At 73.0% G+C, this 16,884-nt stretch carries 14 protein-coding genes; 9 read left to right on the top strand and 5 right to left on the bottom strand.

Annotation, left to right across the window (positions count from 1 at the left end):
• The first annotated feature begins 173 nt into the window (after positions 1-173).
• From ASC82_RS06630 to ASC82_RS30950, 3 genes are all read left to right on the top strand, one after another.
• Positions 174-1,139 (top strand): LysR family transcriptional regulator, encoded by a 966-nt coding sequence (locus tag ASC82_RS06630; protein ID WP_056642890.1) that lies wholly within the window; start codon positions 174-176, stop codon positions 1,137-1,139.
• A gap of 65 nt (positions 1,140-1,204) precedes the next feature.
• Complete coding sequence (locus tag ASC82_RS06625) at positions 1,205-1,660, top strand: nitroreductase family deazaflavin-dependent oxidoreductase (protein WP_056642887.1); 456 nt, start codon at positions 1,205-1,207, stop codon at positions 1,658-1,660.
• Positions 1,661-1,829: 169 nt separating this feature from the next.
• Positions 1,830-4,019 (top strand): DUF4157 domain-containing protein, encoded by a 2,190-nt coding sequence (locus ASC82_RS30950; RefSeq protein WP_242427577.1) that lies wholly within the window; start codon positions 1,830-1,832, stop codon positions 4,017-4,019.
• 42 nt (positions 4,020-4,061) lie between these two features.
• On the opposite strand, the gene ASC82_RS06615 is transcribed toward ASC82_RS30950, so the two are convergent.
• Positions 4,062-4,487 carry a MarR family transcriptional regulator gene (locus tag ASC82_RS06615; RefSeq protein ID WP_056642883.1) on the bottom strand — a complete coding sequence of 142 codons (426 nt, stop codon included), beginning with the start codon at positions 4,485-4,487 and terminating at the stop codon, positions 4,062-4,064.
• 131 nt (positions 4,488-4,618) lie between these two features.
• Between ASC82_RS06615 and ASC82_RS06610 the strand changes: the two genes are divergently transcribed.
• From ASC82_RS06610 to ASC82_RS06590, 5 genes are read left to right on the top strand one after another with little or no spacing between them, the layout of a single operon-like run.
• Entirely contained in the window at positions 4,619-5,383 is a 765-nt protein-coding gene (locus ASC82_RS06610; RefSeq protein ID WP_242427576.1) for a crotonase/enoyl-CoA hydratase family protein, read from the top strand.
• On the top strand, positions 5,380-7,446 hold the full coding sequence (locus ASC82_RS06605) for an acetoacetate--CoA ligase (protein WP_079039094.1): 2,067 nt from the start codon (positions 5,380-5,382) through the stop codon (positions 7,444-7,446). Before ASC82_RS06610 ends, ASC82_RS06605 begins: the two co-directional genes overlap by 4 nt.
• A complete protein-coding gene (locus ASC82_RS06600; RefSeq protein ID WP_056642879.1) occupies positions 7,443-8,327 on the top strand; it encodes a 3-hydroxyacyl-CoA dehydrogenase NAD-binding domain-containing protein in 885 nt (294 codons plus the stop codon). Before ASC82_RS06605 ends, ASC82_RS06600 begins: the two co-directional genes overlap by 4 nt.
• A 35-nt stretch (positions 8,328-8,362) precedes the next feature.
• The gene (locus tag ASC82_RS06595; RefSeq protein ID WP_056642876.1) at positions 8,363-9,223 is read left to right on the top strand and encodes an amidohydrolase family protein; all 861 of its coding nucleotides are present in this window, start codon (positions 8,363-8,365) and stop codon (positions 9,221-9,223) included.
• Between the two features lie 59 nt (positions 9,224-9,282).
• Positions 9,283-10,209 carry an adenosine kinase gene (locus ASC82_RS06590; protein ID WP_056642873.1) on the top strand — a complete coding sequence of 309 codons (927 nt, stop codon included), beginning with the start codon at positions 9,283-9,285 and terminating at the stop codon, positions 10,207-10,209.
• Between the two features lie 7 nt (positions 10,210-10,216).
• Here ASC82_RS06590 and ASC82_RS06585 read toward each other — a convergent pair whose 3' ends face one another.
• From ASC82_RS06585 to ASC82_RS06570, 4 genes are read right to left on the bottom strand one after another with little or no spacing between them, the layout of a single operon-like run.
• Positions 10,217-11,791, bottom strand: a complete 1,575-nt coding sequence (locus ASC82_RS06585; RefSeq protein WP_056642870.1) for an amidohydrolase — start codon at positions 11,789-11,791, stop codon at positions 10,217-10,219.
• Positions 11,792-11,829: 38 nt separating this feature from the next.
• Positions 11,830-12,822 carry an ATP-binding cassette domain-containing protein gene (locus tag ASC82_RS06580; RefSeq protein WP_242427575.1) on the bottom strand — a complete coding sequence of 331 codons (993 nt, stop codon included), beginning with the start codon at positions 12,820-12,822 and terminating at the stop codon, positions 11,830-11,832.
• Positions 12,819-13,910: an iron chelate uptake ABC transporter family permease subunit gene (locus tag ASC82_RS06575; protein WP_056642868.1), complete on the bottom strand. Its 1,092-nt coding sequence runs from the start codon at positions 13,908-13,910 to the stop codon at positions 12,819-12,821. Before ASC82_RS06575 ends, ASC82_RS06580 begins: the two co-directional genes overlap by 4 nt.
• Positions 13,907-14,968 (bottom strand): iron chelate uptake ABC transporter family permease subunit, encoded by a 1,062-nt coding sequence (locus ASC82_RS06570; protein WP_107105837.1) that lies wholly within the window; start codon positions 14,966-14,968, stop codon positions 13,907-13,909. Before ASC82_RS06570 ends, ASC82_RS06575 begins: the two co-directional genes overlap by 4 nt.
• A 166-nt stretch (positions 14,969-15,134) precedes the next feature.
• On the opposite strand from ASC82_RS06570, the gene ASC82_RS06565 reads away from it, so the two are divergent.
• Positions 15,135-16,832, top strand: a complete 1,698-nt coding sequence (locus ASC82_RS06565) for an ABC transporter ATP-binding protein (protein ID WP_079039092.1) — start codon at positions 15,135-15,137, stop codon at positions 16,830-16,832.
• Positions 16,833-16,884 lie beyond the last annotated feature (52 nt).

The following is a 16,884-nucleotide window of genomic DNA, read 5'->3' as shown; positions in this document are numbered from 1 at the left end:
GCCGAAACCGGAACATTCACCCGCCGATCACCTTCGGCGCATTCCATCGGGAAGTCAAAGAGGCTTTCTCGATGACGTCATCGGCGGCGCCTATCGGCGCTCCGGGGCACGTCACGAGCCGATCGGCCGAGGGGCGACGGGTATTCCGGCGGGCGGTCGGGTAGACCGGTGAGGTGCTCTTCCGCCAACTCGAATATCTGGTGGCCCTCTCCAGGGAGCGTCACTTCGCCCGCGCCGCCCAGGCCTGCCACGTCTCCCAGCCGGCGCTCTCCGAGGCCGTCCGGAAGCTGGAGGAGGAGCTGGACGTCCCGCTGGTCCTGCGCGGCCGTGCGTACGAGGGCCTCACGCCCGAGGGCGAGCGGATCGTGGTGTGGGCACGGCGGATCCTCGCCGACCGCGACGCCCTCACGAGCGAGGTCGGCGCCCTGCGCGACGGGCTCGGCGGCAGGATCCGGATCGGCGCGGTGCCGACGGCGTCCGGGGCGGTCGCCCAGGTGACCGCCCCGTTCTGTCTGGCGCATCCACTGGTCACGGTGGAGGTGCGGGCGGACCTCTCCTCGGAGGACGTGCTGCGGCAGCTGCGGAGCTTCGAGATCGACGCCGGGATCACGTACCTCCGCGAGGATCTCACCGAGGGCTTCCGGTCGGTCCCGCTGTACGAGGAGCGGTACGTGCTGCTGACGGACGCCGCCGACGGCCTCGTCCACCGGATGACGGCGACCTGGGCGGAGGCCGCACGGCTGCCGCTGTGCCTGCTGACCGAGGCGATGCAGGGGCGTCAGGTGCTCGACGAGGTGTTCGCGGAGGTCGGGGTGCGGCCCTCGCCGCGGGTGGAGACCGATGCGGTGGCCGCCCTCTTCGCCCACGTCCGCACCGGCCGGTGGGCGAGCGTCGTACCGCACACCTGGCTGCACGTCTTCGGCGTGCCGTACGGGATGCGGGCGGTGCCGCTGGTCGAGCCCACGCGGACGGTGCCGGTCGGCCTGGTGACGGTGGCCCGGGACCCGGTCTCGGTCATGGCCCGGGCGCTCACGGAGGCCGCCCGCCGCACGGACGTCGCCGCGGCTCTGGAACGCCTGCCGGGGGACCCCGCGCCGCACCCCCTCCAGAGCGGGCACGGGCGACCGGACGTCGGCTAGCGTCGGGGGGCGAGCGGCGCCGGTGTCCGGATGCCGGCGCAGGCGACACGAACGAAAGGACAGCCATGCCCCTCGAAGGTGAGTACGAGCCGAGCACGTCGACGTGGGTGCGCGACCAGGTCGAGCTCTACGAGTCGTCCGGCGGCACCAAGGGCACCACGATGCGCGGCCTGCCCGTGGTCCTGGTGACGAACCTCGGCGCGCGGAGCGGCAAGATCCGCAAGACGCCGCTGATGCGCGTCGAGCACGAGGGCGCGTACGCGCTGGTGGCGTCCAACGGCGGGGCGGTCAAGCACCCCGTCTGGTACCACAACCTGGTCGCCACGCCCCTGGTCGAGCTGCGTGACGGCCCGCGGGTCTGGGACATGAAGGCCCGTCTCGTCACGGGCGAGGAGCGGCAGGCGTGGTGGGAGCGGGCCGTCGAGGCCTTCGCCGACTACGCGGACTACCAACGGAAGACGGACCGCGAGATCCCGGTCTTCGTGGTCGAGCCCGTCGACCGGGACCTGTCCGACAGCTGACGTCCCCGGCGGGCCGCTGACGTCGCGTTAGCCGAACGTTGGCGGCCCTCGGAAGACTCTCCCGTGAGGCGAAGGGCGTGTACGCGCCGGGTTTTCGGCGTATCCGGCCCGGGCACGCCGCAAGCGCGTGTCCGGGCCCGTCCCATCGCGCCGCCCGCGAGAGGACCCGATGCGCGCCAGCGAACAGACCCGAGGCCCCGACGGCGAACAGGTCGACCGGACCCAGGCCAGGACCCCGGCCCCCGGCGGCGGCACCCCTCTGGGTCTGCTCGCCCTCCAGGGCCGCGCGGGCAACGCCGCCGTCGTGCAGATGCTGCGCCAGGCCGGCCACTCCTGGGCGGCGGAGCAGCACCAGCACGGCGCAGGTTGCGGTCACGGGACGGCCGGACAGCCTCAGGTGCAGCGCTCGACCGTCCACGACGTGCTGCGCGGCAGCGGGACCCCGCTGGACGACGCCACCCGGGCCGACATGGAGGCGCGCCTCGGGGCCGACTTCTCCGACGTCCGCATCCACGACGACAGCGCCGCCAGGGCCTCGGCCGCCGAGGTCGGCGCCCGCGCCTACACCAGCGGCAGCCATGTCGTCATCGGCGACGGCGGCGCGGACAGGCACACCCTCGCCCATGAGTTGACCCATGTCATCCAGCAGCGGCAGGGACCCGTCGCGGGCACGGACAACGGCGACGGACTGAAGGTCAGCGACCCGTCCGACCGGTTCGAGCGCGAGGCGGAGCAGAACGCGCGGCGCGTGATGGGCGCCACCCCCGCGCCCCGGGCCGACGAGGTGCCCGACGCCGGACCGGACTCCGGGCAGACCGGCGTCGTCCAGCGGATGATGCCGTGGCCCGGGAACACCGGGAACACCATGAGCCTCGACACCGACGGCGACGTCCACATGGACTCGGACTCGCAGCAGACGATCGCCTACGGACAGTCGAGCCAGGGTTCGAGCACCCCGACGCCGTCCCAGTTCATGTTCCCGTCCCAGGGCTTCTCGCAGTCCCAGGACTTCTCCCAGTCCCAGGACAGCAGCAGTTCCTTCTCCTCCTTCGGCGGCTCCTTCTCCTTCAGTCAGCCCCTCAGGGGGACCCGGCCGGCCGCCGCCACGGTGGTGCGGGAGGCGCAGGCCGACCAGTTGAACTCCCTGGACCTCATGATCATCCCGTCCCTCAGCGAGGGGGCGGCGGGAGGCATCACGGCGACCAAGCCCGACTTCGCCCTGAACGCGCGGGCTCATCTCAACCACCACGGCGCGACCCTCCTGGAGCGCGAGCGCTGGGTGGACGTCGACGTGAGAACGCGGAGGGGCGCCCTTCACGGGACGTTCCCGGCCTTCTACCACTCCGATTACTTCATCTACAAGATCCAGCTGATCAACGACCTCAACTCACCGACGAGCATCAACGTCAACGGGCCGTTCGAGGTGCTCAGTCAAAGCGCCCGTTCCGGCGGCAGGGGCTCGCAGGGCAGGGCCTACCTCTACGATCACCGGTGGGGCCTCAATCTCGAATTCTGGATCAACCCCCTGCTCGGGAGCCCGGACGACTTCATAGCCGAGCACGACATGGACACGAATAATCGGGACGACAACCCGGGCCCGGCGTTCGAGGCACTGCCGACATCATCGGATCAGCCGTTCATCTTCTACGTGGAGACGGGCCTGAGGGACACCCGCTTCCTGGACGACGAGCGCGATTTCAAGACGGCGCAGGAATTCGATGCCGAATACTTCGGGAAGCTCCTGTCCAACCCTGCTTCGGTGCGGCAGCAGACGGCGAACTCCATCCCTCCGAGCGACGACCGGAGGACCGCGGGGCGGAGCACGGCCACGGCTATGGGCGGGACGCAGGCGCACCAGTGGATGGCCCCCAACGGCGCCGCGGGCGGCAGCCCTGGAACCCTGGCCAAGTACGAGTGGTGCCATCTGATCGGGGACGGCGACAACGGCCCGAGCGTGCCCGCGAACCTCGTGATCGGCACGAACGCCGTGAACACGGAGCAATTGGCGATGGAGACGGGCCTGCGCCGCTATCGCGCCCAACTCGCCAACGAGGGACTGGCGATCGAGCTGGACGTGAAGGCGACGCTCCGACACGCGCCCGAGCAGGATCCGGCACGCTCGCTCCCTCTCCAGGCGGAGTGGATCAGCTATCAGATCAGCGTCGTGGAGCCGAATTCGACGGCCCGGCAGGTGGTCCATCGGCAGATCATGGACGCACAACGGGGAACGATCACGGAGGACGAGTTCGGCTACCTGCAGAAGAAGGTGGAGAACGCGATCAGGGCGTTCATCGCGACGACCCTGAACCAGGAGCCCGTGGCGGACGACAGCGACACGGAGCCCGAAGCCGAACTGTGACGGCCTGCCCCTACGGTCCCGCCCCCGTGCGGCGCCCCGGTGTCAGCCGAGCGCCGCGCGGGCGCGGTTGAGGAAGTCGCGGAAGGCGGCGCGCTCGCGGGCCGTGAAGCCCGCGAGCATCGCGTCCTCCAGGTGCTGGACGGCCGGTGCGTGGAGGGCGAGCAGGGCGCGGCCCTCGTCGGTGAGGCTGATGACGTGGCGCCGTCGGCTCGCCGGGTCCGGGGACCGGGTGATCAGCCCCCGCCGTTCCAGGGCGCCGACCAGGTCGGACATCGACTGGGGCGTGACGAAGGAGTTGCGGGCGAGCTCCGCCGAGGACATGCCGTCCCGGCGTTCGAGCACGGTCAGCGCCGTGTACTGGAGGGCGGTGACGCCCGAGGGCCTGAGGAGCTCGTCCAGCCGGGCCCGGGTGGCCAGCTCGACCTGTTTCACCGAGTACAGCAGAGACGGCGGAGCGGTGTCCGTCACATCCCCTCCCCTTCTCGCCGTCACCAGCGATCCATCATCAGGAATCCTGTCGAAAATTCTAGCGCAACCCCCTTGCCCGGCGGTGGGACACCCTCCGATACTCAGGATTCCTGATGATGGAGGAGTCCTTCTTGAGCACGCTGTCGATCGACCGCCACGACGCAGTGGCGGTCCTGACGCTCTGCCGGCCGGCCAAGCGCAACGCCCTCGACGACGCCACGGTGCTGGCCGTCGAGGCGTTCTTCCGTACGCCGGGCCCCGGCGTACGGGCCGTCGTCCTGGCCGCCGAGGGCGACCACTTCTCCGCCGGGCTCGACCTCGGCGAGCTGACCGAGCGGTCCACCGAGGAGGCGCTGGAGCACTCGCTCATGTGGCACCGCGTCTTCGACACCATCGAGGGCGGGCGGGTCCCCGTGGTCGCCGCGCTGAAGGGCGCGGTCATCGGCGGCGGCCTGGAGCTGGCGGCCGCCGCGCACCTCCGGGTGGCCGAGCCGTCCGCGTTCTACGCGCTGCCGGAGGGGCAGCGCGGCCTGTTCGTCGGCGGGGGCGGCTCGGTCCGGATCCCCCGGCTGATCGGCGCGCACCGGATGGCGGACATGATGCTCACCGGCCGCGTCCTCGACGCCGCCGAGGGCCAGGCCGCCGGCCTCTCGCACTATCTGACCGAGGAGGGCGGGGCGCGCGCCAAGGCCCTGGAGCTCGCGGAGCGGATCGCGGCCAACGCGCCGCTGACCAACTTCGCCGTCCTCCAGGCACTCCCCCGCATCGCCGAGGCCTCCCCCGCCGGCGGCCTCCTGCTCGAATCCCTCATGGCGGCCGTCGCCGCCGGCAGCGACGACGCCCAGGCCAGGATGCGGGCGTTCCTCGACGGCCGCACCGGAAAGGTCGCCCGATGAGCGAGATCCTCAGCACCCCGGGCCCCCGGGTCAGGGACGAGTCGGAGATCGGCCGCTACCTCCGCTGGCTGGAGTCGGAGCGGGGGCTGAGCTTCCCGGACTACGACGGCCTGTGGCAGTGGTCCGTGACCGACCTGGACGGATTCTGGTCGTCGATCTGGGAGTTCTTCGACGTCCGTCCGCACACCCCGCCCACCGCCACCCTGGGCCGCAGGTCCATGCCCGACACCGAGTGGTTCCCCGGCGCGACGCTCAACTACGCCGAGCACGCGCTCGGGCGGGAGGGGTCCGCCGAGGACGCCGCCGCCGTCGCGGTCGTCGCCCACTCCCAGACCCGGGCGCCGGTCGAGCTGACCTTCGGCGAGCTCCGCGAGCAGGTCGCCCGGGCCCGCGCCGGGCTGCTCCGCCTCGGCGTCCGCAAGGGCGACCGGGTCGTCGCGTACCTCCCCAACATCCCCGAGACGCTGGTCGCCTTCCTCGCCACGGCGAGCATCGGGGCCGTCTGGGCGGCCTGCGCGCCGGAGTTCGGGCCGCGCAGCGTCGTCGACCGGTTCGCCCAGCTCGAACCGAAGGTGCTGCTCGCCGTCGCCGGCTACCGCTACGGGGAGCGGGACGTCGACCGCCGTACCGAGGTCGCGGAGATCGCCGCCGGGCTCCCGACCGTCGAGCACGTCGTCCACGTCCCGTACGGTCCGCACGCGCTGCCCGACGCACTGGGCTGGGCCGGGCTGCTCGCGGAGCCGGCCGGCGGTGCCGGGCCCGTCGAGCCCCTGTCCTTCGAGCCCGTGCCGTTCGACCATCCGCTGTTCGTCCTGTTCTCCTCCGGCACCACCGGCATCCCGAAGGCGATCGTCCACCGTCACGGCGGGATCCTCCTGGAGCACCTGAAGAACAACGCGCTGAGCTGGGACCTGAAGCCCGGCGACCGGATGCTCTGGTTCAGCACGACCGCCTGGATGCTGTGGAACACCCTGGTCTCGGCGCTGCTCGTCCGCGCGTCGATCGTCATGATCGACGGCAACCCGGTCCACCCGGAGCTGCGGGAGCAGTGGCGGATCGCCGCGGAGACGGGGGCGACGCTCATGGGCGTCAGCCCCGGCTATCTGATGGCCTGCCGCAAGGCCGGTGTCCGGCCGGCCGAGGAGTTCGACCTGTCGCGGCTGCGGCAGCTCGGCGCCGCGGGCAGCCCGCTCGCCGCCGACGGCTTCCACTGGGTGGCCGAGCAGTTCGGCGACCGCGTGCTCCTGAACGTCGGCTGCGGCGGCACCGACGTGTGCACCGGCATCCTCCAGGGCGGCCCGCTCCAGACCGTGCGCGCCGGGGAGATCTCCGGCCCCTGTCTCGGCGTCGCCGCGTACGCCTACGACGGCGAAGGCAGGCGGGTCGTCGGGGAGCTGGGCGAGCTGGTGATCACCGAGCCGATGCCGTCGATGCCCGTCGGCTTCTGGGGCGACACCGACGGCTCCCGCTACCGGGCCGCCTACTTCGAGGCGTACCCGGGGGTGTGGCGGCACGGCGACTGGGTGCGGTTCGCGCCCGAGGGCCATTGCGTCGTCGCCGGGCGCTCCGACGCCACCCTCAACCGGGGCGGGGTCCGGCTCGGCACCGCGGAGTTCTACGCCGTCGTCGAGGACCTGCCCGGGATCGACGACAGCCTCGTCGTCCACATCGAGGACCCCGAGGGCGGCAACGGCGAACTGCTGCTGTTCGTCGCGGGCCCCGCCGAGCTCGACGACGCCCTCCGCACGGGCATCGCCCGGGCCCTGCGGTCGGCGCTGTCGCCCCGGCACGTCCCCGACGTCATCGAGCGGGTGCCCGCCGTCCCGCGCAACCGCACCGGCAAGAAGCTGGAGGTGCCGGTCAAGCGGATCCTCCTCGGGGCGGCCCCGGAGTCCGTCGCGAGCACCGACGTCCTCGCCGACCCCCGCTCGCTCGACGTCTTCGTCGCGTACGCGGTCGGGCGCGCCGCCGACCCGAAGACGGCCACGGACACGGGCGCGGACACGGACGCGGACGCGGACATGGGCACGGACATGGGCACGGACCGTCGGAGCGCCTCATGAGGGTCGCCGTCGTCGGGACCGGGGTCATCGGGGCCTCCTGGACCACCCTCTTCCTGGAGTACGGGCACGAGGTCGTCGCGACCGACCCGGCGCCCGGCGCCGAGGCCCGGCTCCGGGCGGCCGTCACCGCCGACCAGACCCGGCTGTCGTTCACGAAGGACCTCGCGCGGGCCGTCGCGGACGCGGGCTTCGTCCAGGAGAACGGCCCCGAGCGGCCCGAGGCGAAGGACGAGGTCTTCGCCGTCCTCGACGCCGCCGCCCCACCGGGGACGGTCCTGGCGAGCAGCTCCTCCGGGCTGCTGCCGTCCCGGATCCAGCGCGCCTGCGCGGCCCATCCCGAACGGGTCCTCGTCGGGCACCCGTTCAACCCGCCGCACCTCATCCCGCTGGTCGAGGTCGTGCCGGGGGAACGGACGGGCGAGGCGGCGGTCGAGGAGGCCATGGCCTTCTACCGCGGCCTCGGCCGGCGGCCGATCCGGCTGCGCCGGGAGCTGCCCGGGCACGTCGCGAACCGGCTCCAGGCGGCGCTGTGGCGCGAGGCGTACTCCCTCGTCGAGCGGGGCGCGGCGAGCGTCGCCGACATCGACACGGCCATCGCCCACGGGCCCGGTCTGCGCTGGGCGCTGCTCGGGCCGTTCCTCAACCAGCACCTCTCGGGCGGTGCGGGCGGCATCGCGCACGTACTGGAGCATCTCGGTCCGCCCATGGAGGAGTGGTGGGCCGACCTGGGCGCACCGCGCCTCACGCCCGAGCTGGCGCGCGAGATCACCCGAGGCGTCGCGGAGGAGCTGGCCGGGACCGCCGAGGCCGAGCTCGTCGCCGAACGCGACGCGCTCCTCGCCCTCCTGCTCGACGCCAAGAACCGCACCGACCACCTGTGAGCATCCCGATGAGCCCCGTGAGTCCCGTGATCCCTTTGAACCCCGACGATCTGACCGCGATCGACTTCCACGTGCACGTGGAGCAGGACGCCCACGGCCGGCTCGCGCTCGACGCCGAGCTGATGGACGCCTCGGCCGCCTACTTCAGATCCGGCCAGGACCGCACCCCGACCGTCGAGCGCCTCGCGGCGTACTACCGCGAGCGCCGGATGGCCGCCGTGATCTTCACCGTGGACGCCGCCACGGGCCTCGGCCATCCGGCCCTGTCCAGCGAGGAGATCGCCGCGGCCGCGGCCGAACACCCCGACGTACTCGTCCCGTTCGGCTCGGTCGACCCGCACCGGCCCGACGCCGTCGCGCGGGCCCGCGCGCTCGTCCTCGACCACGGCGTCCGCGGCTTCAAGTTCCACCCGAGCCTCCAGGCCTTCGCGCCGAACGAGCGGGAGCACTACCCGCTCTACGCGGCGCTCCAGGAGCTGGGTGTCCCCGCGCTGTTCCACACGGGGCAGACCGGGATCGGCGCGGGCCTGCCCGGCGGGCGCGGCATCAAGCTGCGCTACTCGGACCCGATGCTCCTGGACGACGTCGCCGCCGACTTCCCCGGTCTGACGATCATCCTGGCGCACCCGTCGGTGCCCTGGCAGGACGAGGCGATCTCCATCGCCACCCACAAGGCGAACGTCCACATCGATCTGTCGGGCTGGTCGCCGAAGTACTTCCCTCCGCAACTGGTCAGGGCCGCGGGCTCCTTCCTCCGGCACAAGGTGCTGTTCGGCTCGGACTTCCCGGTCGTGACCCCGGACCGCTGGCTGGCCGACTTCGACGCCCTCGACATCAAGCCCGAGGTCCGGCCGCTGATCCTCAAGGAGAACGCCGCGCGTCTTCTCAACCTCTGACGCTGTGCAATATCTTGCTGAAAACTCCAGCAAGGTATTGCACGACGAGAGGAACAGCGATGGCCGGCGAGTACGACGTCCTCGTCCTGGGAGGGGCGGGCGTCGACACGATCGTGTACGTCCCCGAGCTCCCCCTGCCGTACGCCGACAGCTACATGATCCGACCGGGCATCGAGACCCGCGCCGGGCAGACCGGCGACTTCGTCGCGCTCGGCCTGACCGCCCTGGGCCTGCGGACGCACCACCTCGACATGATCGGCGACGACGCCCAGGGGGACCTCGTCCGCGCCTTCCACCGCGACCGGGGCATCGGCTTCACCGAAGTCCCCCTGCCCGGCGGGACGAAGCGGGCCGTCAACCTCGTCGGCCCCGACGGCCGACGGCTCTCGCTCTACGACGACAGCCGCTCCCGGGAGTCGGACCGGCTGCCCGAGCAGCTGGTCCGCTCCCTGGCCGCCGCGAGCCGCCACGCCCACGTCTCGATCACCTACCCGTGTGCCTTCGCCCTGCCCCAGCTGCGCGAAGCGGGCCTCACGGTCTCCACGGACCTGCACAACTGGGACGGCGAGAATCCGTATCACGAGCCGTTCGCCTACGGCTCCGACGTCGTCTTCGTGTCCACCACGGCCCTGGTGGACCCGGAGAAGACCATGCGCCGGATCCTGGAGCGGGGCAGGGCCGAGGCCGTCGTCGCCACCGCCGGGGCCGAGGGCGCGTACCTGCTGACCGCCGACGGACTCGTCCACGTCCCGGCCGTCACGCCGCGCGCGCCGGTGGTCGACTCCAACGGCGCCGGCGACGCCTTCGCCGCCGGCTTCCTCTTCGGCCGGCTGACGGGCGAGGACCCGGCCCGGTGCGCGCTGTACGGCGCGGTGGCCGGCGCCTACGCCTGCACCGTACCGGCGACCGGGAGCGACGCCATCGACCGCGCGGGACTGCTCCGCGAGGTCGCCGAACTGACGGCCCCCCAGGGGGTGTCCGGCTGACCAGGGCTCAGGGCTTCCCCTCCCCCGCGCGCCGGCCGTCCACGTACGTCGCCACGATCTCGATGTCCCCGATCCGGGCCGGGTCGACGCGGTGCGGGTCGTCGCCGAGGACCACGAGGTCGGCGCGCTTGCGGGGGCTCAGGCTGCCCGCCGTGTCGTCCCAGCGGCAGGCGTACGCGCCGGCGGTGGTGTAGGCGTGCAGGGCCTCGTCCACGGTGACGGCCTCGTCGGGGCCGATCCGGCGACCCGAGAGGGAGGCGCGCTCGACCATGAACTGGACGGCCCGCAGCGGCGATCCGTCCGTGACCGGGCGGTCCGAGCTGCCGACGAGCGTGACGCCGTGGTCGAGGAATCCCCGGCCCCGGTACATCCACGGCGCCCGCGTCTCCCCCATGACCTCGGCGTAGTCGTCACCGAAGGAGCGCAGGAAGTTGGGCTGGACCACGGCACTGGCGCCCAGGCGCCCGAGGCGCGGCAGCTGGTCGGGGCGGATCAGCCCGGCGTGCTCGATGCGGTGCCGGGCGTCGGGGCGGGGCCGCAGCTCCTGGGCGCGCTCCAGGGCCTCGATGGCGAGGTCGGCGGCCCGGTCCCCGATGGCGTGGACGGCGAGCTGCCAGCCCGCGAGGTGGCCGTCCACGATCAGCTGCGTGAGCCGTTCGGGGTCGTCCTGGAGCTGGCCGGTGTGGGACATCCCCTCGTACGGGGCGGTGAGGGCGGCCGTACGGGCCATCATCCCGCCGTCCGTGTAGATCTTGAGCGCGCCGAGGGACAGCCAGTCGTCGCCGAAGCCCGTCCGCAGGCCCAGGTCGAGGGCGCGGGGGATGCCGTCGTCGCGGTGCGCGGCGCGCGGCCGCAGGGTGTCGCCGGCGGCCATGACCTGGACTCGCAGAGGCAGTCGTCCCTGGTCGCGCAGGAGTTGGTAGGCGCCGAGCTCGACCGGGCTGTGGCCGAGGAGTCCGCCGCCGATGCCCGCCTCGGCGACGGCGGTGATCCCCTCGGCGAGGCAGGCGCGGCCCGCGAGCTCGATGGCGTCGGCGAGTTCCTCCTGGGAGTACGGCAGCCGGAGACGGCGCACGGCGGCCATGGCGCTCTCGACGAGGAAGCCGTCCTGGTGGGGGACGTCCGCCGGGAGGAGCTCCAGGACGGCGCTGTCGACCACGCAGGCGTGTCCGGAGTCGTGCATGACGAAGAGCCTGCGCCCGTGGGCGACCCGGTCGAGCTCGGCGGCGGTGAGATGGCGGCCGAGGGCCCGCTGGTCGTATCCGGCGATGTCCACCCAGGCCCCGGGCGCCTTCCGGGCGGCGGCCTCCTCGATGACGGCGAGCACGTCCTCGACGCGCTCGCACGGGGCGATGCTCGGGGTGTTCGCCTTCAGCCCGGTCCACGCGAGGTGCACGTGGCTGTCGATGAAGCCGGGCAGCACGGTGGCGCCCTGGAGGTCGACGACCTCGCGGGCGGGCAGCGAGGTCACGGCCTCGTCGAGGCCGACGATCCGGCCGCGCCAGATCCCCAGGTCGTGGGCGACGGGGTGGTCCGGGTCCATCGTGAGGATGTGCGCGTTCGTCAGCCTCGTACAGAGCATGGGCGGTCCGTCCGGTTGGTCGTCGGAGTCGTCAGGGGTCAGACAGAGGTCGGGGTGAGCTCCGCGGGTTCCGTCGTGGGCGCGTACCGCTTGGGCGCCGCCGGCACCATCAGCGGCGTGCCCGTCTCCGGGTCGTCGATGATCCGGCAGGGCAGGCCGAACACGTCCTCGACCAGCTCGGCGGTCATGACGGTCGACGGGTCGCCCTCGGCGGCGATCACGCCCCCGGGCCGCATCACGATGAGGTGCGTGGCGTAGCGGCAGGCCTGGTTGAGGTCGTGGAGGACGGCCACGATCGTGTGGCCCTTGCGGGCGTGGAGTTCGGCGCACAGGTCGAGGACCTCGACCTGGTGGGCGATGTCCAGGAAGGTCGTCGGCTCGTCGAGGAGCAGGATCGAGGTCTGCTGTGCCAGGACCATGGACAGCCAGACGCGCTGGCGCTGGCCGCCGGAGAGGTCGTCGACGGGCCGGTCGGCGAGTTCGAGGACGCCGGTCTGCCGCATCGCCTCGACCACGGCCGCCTCGTCGTCGGCGGACCACTGCTTCAGCATGCCCTGGTGCGGGTAGCGGCCGCGGGCGACGAGGTCGCCGACGGTGATGCCGCCGGGGGCGGTCGAGGACTGCGGGAGCAGTCCGAGGCGGCGCGCGACCTCGCGGGAGCGGTACGAGGAGATGGCCGCTCCGTCCAGGTAGACCTGCCCGGTCCGGGGCTTGAGCATCCGGGCGAGGGCCGTGAGCAGGGTCGACTTGCCGCAGGCGTTGGGCCCGATGATGACGGTGAACGAGTGGTCGGGGATGTCGACGCCGAGGCCGGTCGCGACGGTCCGCTGGTCGTAGGAGAGCGTCAGGTTCTCGGCGCGCAGGCGGGAGGCCGGGCGGCGGCCGGTCGGGTCGGACGTCGGACGGTCGGTCGGGCCGGACGCCGGGAGGCCGGTCGGGTCGGACGCCGGGAGGTCGGTCGGGCCGTTGGTCGGGCTGTTCTCCGGGCGGTCCGACGGGCCGTTCTTCGGGCGGTTCGCTGTTGCTGTCATGCGCGGCTCTTTCGCGACTCGGTGACCAGTAGCCAGATCAGGTAGAGCCCGCCGACGCAGCCGGTCGCCGTGCCCACGGGGAGGAGGGCGGGGGCGAAGAGGCGCTGCACGGCGAGGTCGCTCAGCGCGAGCATGACCGCGCCCATGAGGGCGGACGGCAGCAGGGCGGGCCCGGCGGAGCGGGTCAGCTTGCGGGCCACTTGCGGCGCGGCCAGGGCGATGAACCAGATGGGGCCGGTGACGGCGGTGGCGAACGCGGCGAGGGCGACGCTGATGACGAGGAGGAGGGTGCGGGTGCGGGCCACGTCGACGCCGAGGGCCATGGCGGTGGTGTCGCCCATCTCGACCATGGAGAGGCGGCGGGAGAGGAAGAAGGCGAGCGGCAGCAGGACGGCGACGGCGATGCCGATGGCGGTGGCGTGGGTCCAGAGCCGGTTCCCCAGGCTGCCGATCAGCCAGGCCTGGGCCTCCAGGGCCTCCTGGAAGGTCGCGCGGGTGATCAGGTACGAGTTGACGGCGAGGAGCAGGGCGCTGACGCCGATGCCGACGACGACCAGGCGGAAGCCCTGGATCCCCCGGCCGAGCATGAGGAGGTGGACGGCGAGGGCGGTGGCGAGTCCGCCGACGAGGGCGCCGAGCGCGATCTGCGTCATGCTGCCGTGGAGCACGACGATGACGACGAGCGCGCCGACGGCGGAGCCGTTGGTGAAGCCGATGATGTCGGGGCTGCCGAGGGGGTTGCCGGTGACGCTCTGCAGGATGGCCCCGCTGACCGCGAGGGCCGCGCCGACGCAGAGCGCGGTCACGAGCCGCGGCATGCGCAGGGTGTTGACGACGAAGTCGGCGATGCCGGAGCCGTTGCCGGTGAGGGCCTGGAGGACCTCCCCGACGGAGAGGTCGAAGTCGCCCGTGGTCAGGGTGACGCCCGCGACGACGAGGAGCGCGGCGAGGATGCCGGCGGTGACGGCGACGGTCCGGCCCCGGACGAGCAGGGAGACGGTCCCCGAGGGCGTACGGACGACCCGGCCGCTGACGACGCGGGGCGGCGGCGGGGGTCCGGAGGCCTTCGCCTCCCGTACGGCAGTCACAGCATGACCAGCTTTCGGCGGCGGCAGAGGGCGATGAAGAGGGGCGCTCCGATGAAGGCGGTGACGATGCCGACCTGCACCTCGCCGGGGGCGCCGAGGATCCGGCCGATGACGTCCGAGCCGATGAGGAGGACGGGGGCGATGAGCATCGAGTACGCGAACACCCACCGCTGGTCGGGGCCGACGACGAACCGGGCGACGTGCGGGACGGCGAGCCCCACGAAGCCGATCGGTCCGGCGGCTGCGGTCGCGGCGCCGCACAGGAGCATGACGGCGACGGCGCCGAGGGCGCGGGTCCTGCCGACGTTCACGCCGAGGGCCCGCCCCATCTGGTCGCCCATGGCGAGGGCGTTGAGCGAGGGCGCGAGGAAGAGGGCGACGACGAGGCCGACCGCGATGAAGGGCAGCGCCATGAGGACGACGTCGTAGTAGCGGCCGGCGAGGGAGCCGACGGTCCAGAAGCGGAACTGGTCGAAGGCCTTGGGGGCGAGGATGAGGATCGCCCAGTTGAAGGCGTACAGCACGGCGGTGACGGCGGCGCCGGCGACGACGAGCCGCTCGGGCGAGGCGAGCTTCCGGCCGGAGGAGCCGAGGAGGTAGACCCCGGCGGACGCGGCGGCGGCGCCGGCGAGGGCGAACCACACGTAGCCGAGGGGCGCCGCGACGCCGAAGAAGGCGATGGCCACCACGACGCCCGCGGAGGCCCCGAGGTTGACGCCGAGCATGCCGGGGTCGGCGAGCGGATTGCGGGTCAGTGCCTGCATCAGGGCGCCGGCGAGGCCGAGCGCCGTGCCGACCAGCATCCCGAGGAGGGTCCTGGGGATGCGGTAGTCATGGATGATGACCGACGTCTCCGACCCGTCGGGGTTCCACAGCACGTGCCAGGTGGCGGTGAAGGGGATGCCCCGGGTGCCGACCCAGACGCTGAGGAGGGAGACGAGGACGAGGGCCGCGACGCCGAGCAGCAGGCCGAGGCTCCGGAGCGTCGCCCCGGTGCGGCCCGAGGGGGGTGCGGCGTCGACGGCCTTCCCGACCTGTTCGCGGGACTGGACGGACAACGACAGCTCCCCTGAAGGCAGTTGGCGCGCGGGGCGGACCCCGCGGAACCGAGACTGACAGGCCGGTACTTAGGTGAGGCTAACCGAACGCAATCGACCGGTCAACGCGCCGCAAGGTCAGAGTAGGCTTACCTAACCATCATCAAGCTCTCCGTGGAGGAGCCACATGCCAACGGGCGGACCGACAGGGGCACTTGTCCTCGGTCGAGCGATCAGAGGGCAGCGTCCCCGCATCATCGCGGCGTCCCTGCTCGGCATGACCCACCAAGGGTGCGAGGCCCTGATCCCGGTGGTCATCGGCGTCATCATCGACACAGCGGTGGCGACCGGCTCCTCCGACGCCCTGCTGCGCTGGCTGGTCGTCCTCGCCGTCCTCTTCCTCGTGCTCTCCACCTGCTACCGCACGAGCGCACGGATCACCGAGGGCGCGGGCGAGCACGCCGCGCACCGGCTCCGCATGGAGCTGGCCGCGCGCGTCCTCGACCCCCGGGGCGGCGCCGAGACGAACCGGCTCCCCGGCGCCCTGACGAGCATCGCCACCAACGACGCCCGCCGGGTGGGCTCGGTGGCGACCATCATCGCGTACGGGGTGTCGGCGGTCGCGGCCCTCGCGATCAGCGCCGTGGCGCTCCTGCGGATCTCCGTCCCGCTGGGCCTCCTCGTCCTGCTCGGCATCCCGCCGCTGCTCTGGCTCGGACACCGCATCAGCCGGCCCCTGGAACGGCGCAGCGAGACCGAGCAGGAGCGCGCCGCCCACGCCTCGGGCGTCGCCGCCGACCTCGTCTCCGGTCTGCGCGTCCTCAAGGGCATGGGCGCCGAGTCGGCGGCCGTCGCCCGCTACCGCACCACGAGCCAGGACTCGCTGGCCGCCGCCCTGCGCGCGGCCCGCAGCCGGGCCGGGCACGAGGGCGCGGTCCTCGCCCTGACCGGCGTCTTCATCGCCGTGATCGGTCTGGTGGGCGCCTACCTCGCCATGGACGGCAGCATCAGCGTCGGCGACCTGGTGGCGGCCGTGGGCCTGGCGCAGTTCCTCCTCGGGCCGTTCCAGCTGCTCACCTACGTCAACGCCGAACTCGCCCAGGGCCGGGCCTCGGCACGGCGGATCGCCGAGGTGCTCGCCGAGCCCGCCGCCGTCGAGGGCGGGCAGGCGGTCCCGGCCGACCCGGCCGCCGGTCACCTCGCCCTGCGCGGGGTGTCGCTCGGCGCCCTCCGGGGCGTGGACCTCGACCTGCCCGCCGGCGGCCTGACCGGCATCGTCGCCCGGGACCCGGCGGCCGCCGCCGACCTGCTGCTCTGCCTGGCCCGCGAGAAGGACCCCGCCGAGGGCACGATCGAGCTCGACGGCGTGCCCCTCACCGGGCTCGACCCCGACGCGCTGCGCCGGGCCGTCCTCGTCGCCCACCACGACGCGGACCTGTTCGAGAGCACCCTCATCGACAACGTACGGGCCGCGGCCGACGGCGACACGGCGGCGGTCGACCGCGCCCTAGGGGCCTCGGCCGCCGACGACGTGGCCCAGCTCCTCCCGGACGGCGTGGACACCCTCCTCGCCGAGCGCGGCCGGTCGCTCTCCGGCGGCCAGCGCCAGCGCGTGGCGCTGGCCCGGGCGCTCGCCGCCGACCGGCCCGTGCTCGTGCTGCACGATCCGACCACCGCCGTCGACACCGTCACCGAGTCGCGGATCGCGAGCCGGCTGCGGGAGGTCCGCCGGGGCCGTACGACCGTCCTCGTCACCACCAGCCCCGCGCTCCTCGCGGTGACCGACCGGGTGGTGGTCCTGGAGGACGGCGCGGTACGGGCCGCCGGCCACCACAACGACCTCCTCGCCGCCGACGAGACGTACCGCGCGACGGTGCTGGCATGACGGACGCCGCCATGACGACCGACGAGGCACCGCGTACGACACCGCCCGAGGA

The organism is Streptomyces sp. Root431, assembly GCF_001426585.1.
Taxonomy (GTDB): Bacteria; Actinomycetota; Actinomycetes; order Streptomycetales; family Streptomycetaceae; genus Streptomyces; species Streptomyces stackebrandtii.
Note: the sequence above shows the minus strand (reverse complement) of the source record. Positions and strands in the feature narration are given on the sequence as shown.

What these genes read in the sequence shown, in the direction of transcription:
- ASC82_RS06600 (WP_056642879.1), top strand. Translation starts at nt 7,443, where the DNA reads ATGAGGGTCGCCGTCGTCGGGACCGGGGTCATCGGGGCCTCCTGGACC.
- ASC82_RS06590 (WP_056642873.1), top strand. Translation starts at nt 9,283, where the DNA reads ATGGCCGGCGAGTACGACGTCCTCGTCCTGGGAGGGGCGGGCGTCGAC.
- ASC82_RS06605 (WP_079039094.1), top strand. Translation starts at nt 5,380, where the DNA reads ATGAGCGAGATCCTCAGCACCCCGGGCCCCCGGGTCAGGGACGAGTCG.
- ASC82_RS06625 (WP_056642887.1), top strand. Translation starts at nt 1,205, where the DNA reads ATGCCCCTCGAAGGTGAGTACGAGCCGAGCACGTCGACGTGGGTGCGC.
- ASC82_RS30950 (WP_242427577.1), top strand. Translation starts at nt 1,830, where the DNA reads ATGCGCGCCAGCGAACAGACCCGAGGCCCCGACGGCGAACAGGTCGAC.
- ASC82_RS06580 (WP_242427575.1), bottom strand. Translation starts at nt 12,822, where the DNA reads ATGACAGCAACAGCGAACCGCCCGAAGAACGGCCCGTCGGACCGCCCG.
- ASC82_RS06585 (WP_056642870.1), bottom strand. Translation starts at nt 11,791, where the DNA reads ATGCTCTGTACGAGGCTGACGAACGCGCACATCCTCACGATGGACCCG.
- ASC82_RS06565 (WP_079039092.1), top strand. Translation starts at nt 15,135, where the DNA reads ATGCCAACGGGCGGACCGACAGGGGCACTTGTCCTCGGTCGAGCGATC.